Origin of the sequence: Natronorubrum sulfidifaciens JCM 14089 (assembly GCF_000337735.1) — an archaeon.
GTDB classification, from domain to species: domain Archaea; phylum Halobacteriota; class Halobacteria; order Halobacteriales; family Natrialbaceae; genus Natronorubrum; species Natronorubrum sulfidifaciens.
Genome location: NZ_AOHX01000020.1, coordinates 1 through 878, shown reverse-complemented (window position 1 = coordinate 878; position 878 = coordinate 1). Strand labels below are relative to the sequence as shown.

Genomic DNA, 878 nt, shown 5'->3' with positions numbered 1-878 from the left:
CCTGGGAAGATTCCAGCTTCGGGAGAATAATTCGCTAAAACGCGTTTGGGTATTTCAACTGCGTCCGAGTCAATCGTCTTTAGAATGTCTAGGGGATTTTGGCCGAACAAACCGCGAACATAGTCAGTACTTCCACTGTTTTTGAAGGAGAGGATGCCAAATCGATATCGGTCATCGATATTGTCAAATATTCCCTTGTTTTCGAATCCAACGATTGTTCCCAGTGACGTGTTCTCAAGCATCCAATTGCGCAGATCTTTCGCAATGGCTCCATTGAACACAAAGCCTGGGAGGATGAGACTTACATGACTGTCAGAGGATGCTAATTCAAATGTCCGCTCAAGAAACAGGGCTGACAGATCGTTCTCGCTTGCAACAGTCCTACCTGCCACCTTTGGTGATTGTAGCGTATATTGTTGTGACTTGTTGAAGTAATCTGCACGCCTCTCCATTGTCTGTTTGTGTTTATCCCACTTCTCAGCTATTTCGGGGTCCTCCAGTAGGTTCTTCTCAACAGCATCTTTCTGATTGGCATTGTATTGCCGGAATGTCTCGTCATACTGGGAGAAGAAATCGTGCCTGTTCGGACTCAGGNCCTCCCAAGGTGGATTTCCAATTACAACATCGAATCCGCCATCACGGTAAACAGGTGCGAACTCCAGAACCCAATGGAAAGGATAGTACTGTTCCAAAGTCTCTTCATCAACATCCTCAACACCGGCGTCATGGAATTGACCCAGACCCTTTTGATCTAGCCTCTCACTGTGCGTCTCAATTCTGGATTCAGCTAACCGTCTTGCGTTTGTAGCGACTTTCGAACTCGTTGCAGTCTGGTGACGCTCGATTGCTTCGATGACATCTTCGTACAGTTCTTTAAC

Annotated in this window: 1 protein-coding gene; it reads right to left on the bottom strand. The window is 46.5% G+C overall.

Going from position 1 to position 878, the window contains the following annotated elements; all coding sequences use genetic code 11:
• Positions 1-692 (bottom strand): Eco57I restriction-modification methylase domain-containing protein (locus C495_RS18580; RefSeq protein ID WP_449406466.1); only part of this gene is annotated, 692 nt, incomplete at its 3' end.
• Positions 693-878: the final 186 nt, after the last annotated feature.